This window comes from Nocardia thailandica NBRC 100428, assembly GCF_000308795.1.
GTDB classification, from domain to species: Bacteria; Actinomycetota; Actinomycetes; order Mycobacteriales; family Mycobacteriaceae; genus Nocardia; species Nocardia thailandica.
Genome location: NZ_BAGK01000116.1, coordinates 1 through 9,502, shown reverse-complemented (window position 1 = coordinate 9,502; position 9,502 = coordinate 1). Strand labels below are relative to the sequence as shown.

Annotated in this window: 8 protein-coding genes; 5 read left to right on the top strand and 3 right to left on the bottom strand. The window is 74.1% G+C overall.

The window, feature by feature from the left end:
- Window positions 1-133: 133 nt before the first annotated feature.
- Complete coding sequence (locus ON36_RS12155; protein WP_043651552.1) at window positions 134-1,330, bottom strand: PucR family transcriptional regulator; 1,197 nt, start codon at window positions 1,328-1,330, stop codon at window positions 134-136.
- 173 nt (window positions 1,331-1,503) lie between these two features.
- Between ON36_RS12155 and ON36_RS12150 the strand changes: the two genes are divergently transcribed.
- On the top strand, window positions 1,504-3,216 hold the full coding sequence (locus tag ON36_RS12150) for an aldehyde dehydrogenase family protein (protein ID WP_043651550.1): 1,713 nt from the start codon (window positions 1,504-1,506) through the stop codon (window positions 3,214-3,216).
- A gap of 14 nt (window positions 3,217-3,230) precedes the next feature.
- A complete protein-coding gene (locus tag ON36_RS12145; RefSeq protein ID WP_043651554.1) occupies window positions 3,231-4,832 on the top strand; it encodes a GMC family oxidoreductase in 1,602 nt (533 codons plus the stop codon).
- Window positions 4,833-4,969: 137 nt separating this feature from the next.
- Here the strand turns inward: ON36_RS12145 and ON36_RS12140 are convergent, their stop codons facing one another.
- Window positions 4,970-6,028, bottom strand: coding sequence for a mechanosensitive ion channel family protein (locus tag ON36_RS12140; protein ID WP_043651547.1), 1,059 nt, complete (start codon window positions 6,026-6,028; stop codon window positions 4,970-4,972).
- Window positions 6,029-6,230: 202 nt separating this feature from the next.
- On the opposite strand from ON36_RS12140, the gene ON36_RS12135 reads away from it, so the two are divergent.
- On the top strand, window positions 6,231-7,580 hold the full coding sequence (locus tag ON36_RS12135) for a cytochrome P450 (RefSeq protein WP_043651544.1): 1,350 nt from the start codon (window positions 6,231-6,233) through the stop codon (window positions 7,578-7,580).
- 78 nt (window positions 7,581-7,658) lie between these two features.
- Window positions 7,659-8,282 (top strand): carbonic anhydrase, encoded by a 624-nt coding sequence (locus ON36_RS12130; RefSeq protein WP_043651541.1) that lies wholly within the window; start codon window positions 7,659-7,661, stop codon window positions 8,280-8,282.
- Window positions 8,283-8,349: 67 nt separating this feature from the next.
- Here ON36_RS12130 and ON36_RS12125 read toward each other — a convergent pair whose 3' ends face one another.
- Window positions 8,350-8,847, bottom strand: coding sequence for a flavin reductase family protein (locus tag ON36_RS12125; protein WP_043651539.1), 498 nt, complete (start codon window positions 8,845-8,847; stop codon window positions 8,350-8,352).
- 180 nt (window positions 8,848-9,027) lie between these two features.
- Here ON36_RS12125 and ON36_RS12120 point away from each other — a divergent pair, with 180 nt between their 5' ends.
- Window positions 9,028-9,420: a hypothetical protein gene (locus ON36_RS12120; RefSeq protein ID WP_043651537.1), complete on the top strand. Its 393-nt coding sequence runs from the start codon at window positions 9,028-9,030 to the stop codon at window positions 9,418-9,420.
- Window positions 9,421-9,502: the final 82 nt, after the last annotated feature.

The following is a 9,502-nucleotide window of genomic DNA, read 5'->3' as shown; positions in this document are numbered from 1 at the left end:
AGGCCGGCTGATCATCACGGTGAGCAGCATGAGCGTTCCGTAGGCGACGGTGCGTTTCGGATGAGTGCCCATACAGCCGGTATACGCCGATGGCGTGCGGTGCCGGTCGGCAGCGGGTGCGGGGCGGCCCCGCTCACGGAGCCGGCGCGGTGACCTCGAGCAGGTCGACGGCGGACAGTGCCAGATACAGTTCGGCCGACTGGCGCGGGTCGGTCGTGTCGCGGCCGGTGAGGTCGCGGATCTTGCGGAGCCGGTAGCGCACGGTGTTGCGGTGGCAGTGCAGGGTCTGCGCGACCGCGGTGGCGGATCCGCCGCAGCGGTACCAGGCGTCGAGGACCGCGAGCAGGTCGCCGCGTTCGGGCGCCGGGAGGTCGAGGACCGGGCCGAGGATCTGGGTCGCGGCCCGGCGGGCGGCGTCGGGCACCGTGACGAGCAGGTGCGCCACCGGCCGCTCGCCGAAGCGCACGACACCGCGGGCGCCCGGCGGGATCGACCGGCAGGCCTGCCGTGCCTCGGCGGCCGCGGCGACGATGCCGCGCGGCGACGCGAAGGGCGCGCTCAGGCCGACCCGCGCCGCGACGAGGCGCGACAGGGCCTCGCCGGCGCGTTCGATCGGCGCGGGCGCCGGCGCGGTCACCAGGCCGACGACGCCGTCGATGCGGACGTCCCACACCGAACGCAGGCCGAGCTCGCGCAGCGCGCCGCCGAGGGCGGTCGTGGAGATCGTGGCAGGCGGTGCATCGATGCTCACCACGCACGAGGTGCCGGTTTCGGGCAGCCCGAGCCCGCGCAGCACGTCCAGGATCCGTCCGGGACTGTGCGAGTGGTCGTCGAACAGGGTGCGGATGAGCCCGCTGCGGGCCTGCTCGTCGGCGCGGGCCAGGACGAGTTCGGTGTCGCGATAGGACTCGACCGCGGCGTCGGAGTAGAGGTCGATCACCTCCCACAGCAGGGTGGCCAGTTCGTGCAGGCGCACATCGCCGGGGCCGGCGGACCGGGCGGTGAGCTCCTCCCAGATCAGGCGGCCGCCGAGCCGGTAGGCGTGCAGGAGCGCGGCGACCGGGATGCCCTGTTCGGCCTTGAGCCGCCCGGCCTCGCGCGCGGAGTGCAGCAGCAGCGGCCGGGTGCCCGACAGCACGCCGACGATGGCGGTCAGGTTGTCGCGGCAGGTGCCGCCGAGCTGCTCTTCGGTGAGCAGATCCGCGTCCGCGTAGGCGGGATCGGTGGTGAGGATCCGGTGCACGAGTTCGGCGGTCATCGTGTCGATCGCCGCGGCCAGCTGCGCGGCGAGCGGTGAGGCGGTCCTCGGCGGGAGCAGCGGCGCGGCCATGGCATCGAGGGTAGCCGGGGGGAGTGGCCGGGGCCACATCCGGATTGTGCGCGCGCACAATCCGCCGGGCCGTTTCGGCGACCGCCACACATTTCCTCGCGGCGTGATCGCGGCCACACTCGAATCCACAACCGGCCCGGGTGCCCGGGTCGTCGGTCAGCGGAAGGAGCCCCGTGCAGACAGAACAGGTTGCCGCCGAGGCGGCGGTCGACGCCGCCCTCGCCGATCTCGTCGAGGGCGAGCGGGGTTGGGCCCGCCTGCCGCTGCCGGGGCGACGCGCGCTGCTCGACCGCACCCTGGCACTCACCCGCGAGCACGCCGGGGAATGGGTGGACACCGCGGCCGCGATCAAGGGTCTCGCCCCCGGGTCGGCGCTGCGGGGCGAGGAGTGGCTCTCGGGTCCCTACGCGCTGGCCTCCGCGCTGCGGGTGCTCTCGCACACCCTGGGCGAACTCGCGCAGGGCCGCAGCCCGTTGGCCGGCGCGACGTTCGGCGCCGCGGGCGACCGGGTGACCGTCCGCGTCCTGCCCACCGGCCTCTTCGACGAGCTGCTGCTCAACGGCTTCCGCGCCGAGGTGTGGCTGCGACGGGGCGTGAGCAGCGCCGCGGCGAAGGCCGAAGCCGGTCTCGCCCAGCTCGACCCGGCCCACACCGGCGGCATCGGCGCGGTCCTCGGCGCGGGCAACATCACCTCCATCGCCCCGCTGGACACGCTCTACGAACTCGTCGCGCACAACCGGGTGGTCGCGCTCAAACTCAACCCGGTCACCGACCCGCTGCGCCCGGTGCTGGAGAAGGTGCTCGCGCCGCTCGTCGAGGCCGGAGTGGTGCGGGTGCTCACCGGCGGCCCGGCGGTCGGGGCGTACCTGGTCCGCCACGAGTTGGTCGCGCACGTCCACATGACCGGCAGCGCCGCCACCCACGACGCCATCGTGTGGGGGACCGGCGCGGAGGCCGACGCACGCAAGCGCACCGGGACCCCGGTGCTGGACAAGCCGATCAGCAGCGAACTGGGCGGCGTCTCGCCGACCATCGTGCTGCCCGGGCGGTGGAGCCGCGCCGACCTCGACTACCAGGCCGAACACATCGCCACCCAGCGCCTGCACAACGGCGGCTACAACTGCGTGGCCACCCAGGCGGTCGTCCTGCCCGCCGACTGGCCGCAGAAGGACGAGTTCCTGACGGCACTGCGCGCGGCCGTCGAGCGCGCGCCCGCCCGTCCCGCCTACTACCCGGGCAGCGCCGACCGGACCGCGGGCGCGCACGCCACCTATCCCGGCGCCGAGGCGCTCGGACCCGGCGGCGGCCGCCTGCTGGTCACCGGGCTGGGCGCCGGTCCGGACGAGCCGCTGCTGTCCACGGAGTACTTCGCGCCCGTCCTCGGGGTGGTCGAGGTCGCGGGCACCGGCGCGGAATACCTGCGCGCCGCCGTCGACGTCGCCAACGACCGGTTCGTCGGCACGCTCGGGGTCAACCTCGTCGCCCACCCGGACACGATCGCCGCGCTGGGCGCCGAGTTCGACGACGCGATCGCGCGGCTGCGCTACGGCACCATCGCCGTCAACGCCTGGACGGCGGTCGGCTACCTGACCCCCACCGCCGCGTGGGGCGCCTTCCCCGGCCACACCCTCGACGACGTGCAGAGCGGGATCGGCATCGTGCACAACGCCTGGCTGATCGACAACGTCGAGCGCACGGTGGTGCGCGGCCCGTTCCGTCCGGCGCCGCGTTCGGTGCTGCACGGCGAGTGGACGCTGGCACCGAAACCGCCGTGGTTCGTCACCAACCGCACCGCCGACACCACCGGCCGCCTGCTCGCCGACTTCGCCGCCGACCCCCGCTGGGCCGCCCTGCCCGCCCTGTTCGCCTCCGCCCTGCGCGGCTGACCCACGGAGCACCGATGACCTCCGCACCGATCCCGACCACGACCGCCGACTACGTGGTGGTCGGCACCGGCTCCGCCGGCGCCGTCGTCGCCGCCCGGCTCAGCGAACGCTCCCGCGACAGCGTCGTCGCGCTGGAGGCCGGACCTGCCGACACGAGCAGCTTCGCCCACATCCCGGCGGCCTTCTCCAAGCTGTTCCAGACCGAGAACGACTGGGCGTATCTCACCACGCCACAGGCAGCACTCGGCGGCCGGAAGATCTTCTACCCCCGCGGCAAGCTGCTGGGCGGATCGTCCTCGATGAACGCGATGATGTGGGTGCGCGGCTACGCCGCCGACTACGACGAGTGGGGCAGGCTCGCCGGCCCGGGCTGGTCGTGGGCCGACGTCGTGGAGTACTTCACCCGCATCGAATCCGTCGAGGGCGCCACGGACCCGGCCCACGGCCGCGGCGGCCCGCTGCGGATCTCGCGGCAGCGCAGCCCCCGGTCCTGGACCTCGGACTTCCTGACCGCCGCCGAGCACGCGGGGTTCAAGCAGGAGGCCGCCAATCCGGCGCAGCCCGAGGGCTTCACGCGGACGATGGTCACCCAGCGCCGGGGCGCGCGGTGCAGCACCGCCGACGCCTACCTGAAGCCGGCCCGCAAGCGGGCCAACCTGACGGTGGTCACCGGCGCCCACGTGACCCGGGTGCTGTTCGAGGGCTCCCGCGCGGTCGGGGTCGAATACCGCGGCGCGGCGGGGACCCACGTCGTGCGCGCCCGCAAGGAGGTGGTCCTGTCGGGCGGTGCGATCAACACCCCGCAGCTGCTCATGCTCTCCGGCATCGGCGACCAGGAGCGCCTGGGCGCCCACGGGATCGCGGTGCGGCACCACCTGCCCGAGGTCGGGCGCAACCTGGCCGATCACCTGGTGTGTCTGCTCGGCTACGCCGCGGACTCCGACACCCTCTTCGACGCCGAGAAGCCCGCCCAGTTGGCGAACTACCTACTGCGCAGGCGCGGCATGCTGACCTCCAACGTCGGCGAGGCGTACGGCTTCGTGCGCAGCCGCCCCGACCTGGAACTGCCCGATCTCGAGATCATCTTCGGGCCCGCCCCGTTCTACGACGAGGGCATCGGGGTCGCGCCCGGTCACGGGGTCGGCCTCGGGCCCATCCTGGTCCGGCCGCGGAGCCGGGGCGCGGTCACCCTGTCCTCGGCCGACCCGCTGGCCAAGGCGATCGTCGACCCGAACTACCTGTCCGACGCCGAGGGCGCCGACCGGGCCGCCATGCTCGAGGGGTTGCGGATCGCGCACCGCATCGCCTCGGCCGAACCCCTGGGGTCCCGGCTCGGCGGGTTCCTGCAGCCCAAGAAGGCCGAGCCGACCGTGGAGGAGACCCTCGAGGAGGCGCTGACCTGGCACGCGCACACCCTGTACCACCCCGTCGGCACCTGCCGGATGGGCAACGATCCCGCGAGCGTGGTCACCCCGGATCTGCGGGTGCGCGGCGTGGACGGCCTGCGCATCGCCGACGCGTCGGTGATGCCGAGCATCATCCGGGGACACACCCACGCGCCCACCGTGGTCATCGGGGAGAAGGCGGCCGACGCGATCCTCGCGGCGCGGCGGTAGCGGGATCGGCCGCCGCGGGTCTCGCGCCGAGGCGGCGACGGGGGCCGGCTCGGCCGCGTGAGCGGGGCGCCCGGCCCGCGGCCACGGGCGGCCACGGGCGGCCGCGCGGCGGGTGCGGGGTCGCCCCCGGGCAGGGTTCAGCCCGCCGCCTCGACGCGCTCGCGCGGGGAGGCGGTGATGGCGGTCGGGATGGTCGGCAGGGCGGCGGGGTGTTCGCGCGCCAGCCAGCCGAGCAGTTCCTCGCGGACGGCGCAGCGCAGCGTCCAGACGTCGTCGGCGTCGGCCGCCGACATGGTCGCGCGGACCACGATGTCGGTCGGGGTGCTGTCGGTGACCAGCAGGCCCGCGGTGCGGCCGTCCCACTCGGGACGCTCGCGCAGGTACTCGAGGAGGTGTTCGCGCAGCAGCGGGACCGGGGTGTGATGGTCCAGGTGCAGGAACACCGTGCCCGTGATCTGCGAGCCGCCGCGCGACCAGTTCTCGTAGGGCTGGCTGTTGAAGTAGGACACCGGCATGGTCAGCCTGCGGTCGTCCCAGATGCGGATGGTCAGGAACGCCAGGGTGATCTCCTCGACCGTGCCCCACTCGCCCTCGACCACGACGGTGTCGCCGATCTTCACCGAGTCGCCGAAGGCGATCTGCAGCCCGGCCACGAGATTGCTCAGCGTCGACTGGGCCGCCACGCCGGCGATGATGCCGATGACGCCCGCGGAGGCCAGCAGCGACGTGCCCAGGGTGCGCAGGCTCGGGAACAGCAGCAGCATCGCCACGGCCACGGTGGTCACCACCAGCACGGTGGTGACGATCCGGCGGACCAGCCCCATCTGGGTGCGGATCTGGCGGACCCGGTAGATCTGGTCGCCGCGATCGGCGTAGCGGCGCAACAGGTTCTCGCCCAGCGCGTCGACCAGGCGGACCACCGCCCAGACGGCGGCGAGGACGGTCGCGGCGGCCAGCACGTTGCGCACGACGGCCTCGCGGCGCGGTTCCAGCTCGGCCAGGGGAGTGGCGGCACTGAGCAGCACCGTCGCCAGCAGCAACTGCAGGGGCAACCGCACCCGTCGCAGGGTCGTCAGGTGGGTGCCCGGCCTGCGAGCGGCGGTGTGGCGCAAGAGTTTGTCGGCGCCCGTGCCGAGCGCGACCACGGCGGCGATCACGGCGGCGGTGATGACGAGGGGCCGGAGGACGTTTTCCACGAGAGCGGCTCTCCTTCCGTTCGTTCGGACACGGATTCAGGGACGCCATACCCGATCTCCCCGCGGGACGTCAGCGGATCGCTGTGGCGTGGGCCACGGTCCCATCGGTCCCCGTCCGGCGGCGTTTGGATGCCTCTCCCCGTGGAATGGCCTCGCATGGACCGGAAAGTGGGCGAACAGCCCGGAGCATTCAGGAGGTCACATGTCGGATCATCGGCTGACAGGGGCTCGCGCGGCGGTCGCGCTGGCGGACCTGGGGGCGGCGGGCTTCGCGGCGGGGGCGATCACCCGGCGGCACCGGGTGATGGGCCTGCTGGAACGCCTGCAGGCCGACGAACGCACCGTGACGCGGATGCGCGGGCTCCGGGCGGAATTCGGCGCCGGGCCCGTGGAACTCGTGCTGCCCGGGCGCCGCGTGCTCGTCGTGCTCGACCCCGGCGACGTGGCCAGGGTGCTCGACGGCGCCCCGTCCCCGTTCGATCCGGCCAACCGGGAGAAGCGCGCGGCGCTCGGCCAGTTCCAGCCGCACGGCGTCCTGGTCTCGGAGGGCCACGTCCGCGGGCAGCGCCGCGCGCTCAACGAGCGGGCGCTCGACACCGGCGCGCCCCTGCACCGGCTGGCGGCGCCGTTCGCCACGGCCGCCGCCGAGGCCGCGCACGAACTGCTCGCGGCCGCGACCCGGACCGGGCACCTGGACGCCGCGCAGCTGACCGCGGGCTGGTGGCGGCTGGTGCGCCGCCTGACCCTCGGCAGCGCGGCCCGCGACGACGACACCGTCACCGATCGACTCCAGCGGCTGCGCTCGGCGGGCAACTGGTCGTTCCTGGCGCCCCGGCGCCGCCGCACCAGGGAACAGTTCTTCGACGACCTGTACCGCTACGCCGAGACCGCGGAGGGCGACAGCCTGCTCGGGGCGTTGCTGGACGCGCCGACCGTGGGGCCGGTCGATCCGGTCGGCCAGGTGCCGCACTGGTTGTTCGCCTTCGACGCGGCGGGCATCGCGCTGACGCGGACGCTGGCCCTGCTGGCGACCCATCCCGACCAGCGGACCCGCGCGACCGCCGAAACCTACGACGACGCGGGCACCGGTCTGCTGCCCTACCTGCGCGCCTGCGTGCTCGAATCGCTGCGGTTGTGGCCGACCACCCCGCTCATCCTCCGTGACACCGTCGCCGACACCACCTGGCGCTCCGGCGCCGACCGGTTCACCGTCGACGCGGGCGCGGCGGTGCTCATCGCGGCGGTCGGGTTCCACCGCGACGCCTCGACGCTGCCGTTCGCCCACGACTTCACGCCCGAGATCTGGCTCGACGGCCGCGCCGACCGGTATCCGCAGCTGGTCCCGTTCAGCGCCGGGCCCGCGGTCTGCCCGGGCCGCGACCTGGTCCTGTTCATCACCAGCACCGTGCTCGCGCATCTGCTGCGCTCGGCGGACTTCACGCTGCGCTCGATCCCGGCGCTGACCCCCGCCCGCCCGCTTCCGTTGACCTACAACAACTTCGGGGTGGATCTGGCCGTGCGACCGGTCGCGGTGCCCGGCCGGCTCGCCTGACCCCGCGCCGCCGGTCGGGTGCTGACCCGACCCGCCCCCTGATCCCGCGATTCGGACGGTTCGTGCAATATGGGAGCTATGCCGCATTCGAATCCTGTTGCCGCGTGGAAGTCCCTCCGTGAGGGAAATGACCGTTTCGTCGCCGGAACCCTGCAGCATCCCGGTCAGGGCGCCGCCGATCGGGCGGCGCTGGCCGGCGGCCAGCAGCCCTCGGCGATCCTCTTCGGCTGCGGCGACTCGCGCGTCGCGGCCGAGATCATCTTCGATCGCGGGCTGGGCGACATGTTCGTCGTGCGTACCGCGGGCCACGTGGTCGACAGCTCGGTGCTCGGCTCGATCGAGTACGGCGTCGCGGTGCTGCAGGTGCCGCTGATCGTCGTCCTCGGCCACGACTCCTGCGGCGCGGTCGCCGCCACCATCGACGCGCTCGACAACGGCACCGTGCCCGGCGGGTTCATCCGCAGCGTGGTCGAACGCGTGACCCCGTCGATCCTGCTCGGCCGCCGCGAGGGCCTGAGCAACGTCGACGACCTGGAGGCCCGCCACGTCGAGGAGACCGCGCGCCTGCTGACCCAGCGTTCCTCGATCATCGCCGAGCGGGTCGAGGCGGGCGCGCTGGCCATCGCGTGTGTCACCTACAACCTGTCCGAGGGTCGCGCGGAGCTGCGCAGCGTCATCGGCGACATCGGCGAGCTGGCCTGATTTCCGCCGACCCGTCCCGGCCGGACCGCCTGGCCGACGGCCACGCCCGGTCCGGCCGGGGCGGGTCTCAGTTCTCGTGGCCCGGGGGGATGTCCGCGACCGCGTCGTAGCGCAGCGGGACGAAGCCCGCGCCCGGCGGCGTGCCCGCCGCGACGGGTTCGGTGACGACGCCGGAGTGATCGCCCAGGTCGTGGCGGTCCACGATGCGGGCCGCGAACCAGCCCGCGGCGTCGGAGAGCACGGCGAGGCCGTGCGGGCCGGTCTCCCACCGGCAGCGGGCGAACTTGTCGACCTCGTCGCCGGTGGTGCCCGCGAACAGGCGGGCCAGCTCCCGGTCGTCCGGGCGCAGGAGGTGGACGGCCAGGTACTGGGCGGCCATGGCGGTGCGGAAGGTGTGGTTCTGCTTGGACAGCGCGACGAGGAACCGGCGGGGCTCGATGCTCACCTGACCGGCGAACCCGACCAGGCAGCCGCTGTGGTGGCCGCCCGCGACGGTGGTCACGATCCAGACCGCGTCGTCCGCCGCGGCCACGAGCGCGTCGAAATCCTCTGCCACGGTATCCATCGGTTCTCCTCACATCGATCGGCTGTGCCGGGGTCTCCCGGCCCCGGGTACCCGGCCGCGCCGACCGAAATCGGTCCGGCGGGATTCGGCGGGGACGGGATCGGGTAACCGCGTGGTGTGGGTGGTTCGGCGCCCACGGGCATGCGCGGTCGCGGGGTTCGGCCGCTTCGGGAGGACGAAATGGTCACCAGCGCACCGGAACACGCGCGCGTCGACGGGGTCGGCGCCGATACCGACGTGCCGTCGTGGAAGCTCGGCGCCGAAGGGGCGCCCGAAGACGAACTCGCCCCGCTCGGCATACCGGCCACGGTCGTGGCGGGCGGGCTGATCCTCGCCGGGCTGGCCGTCCTCGCGGCGGTGCCCGCGTGGGTCGACGACTACGGGCTGCTGCTGATCGCGACCGCCTACGGGCTCCACATGGCCCTGGCGATCGCGCTCGGCGCGTGGGGGATCGCCGAATGCCGGCGTGCCCGCGCCCGCCAGAACTCACGCGGGGTGGCCGAGCCGGGCGGTCGGCACCCGGCCGAGCCGCACGCGCGCGGCACCGGCGGGGAGCACCCGGCGCGCCCCTGAGGCCCGGGCCGGGCGGGCGGCGGCGCGGCGGGACCACGCGCGCGCGAACAGCAACGCGGCGCTGAGCAGCGCCACCAGCACC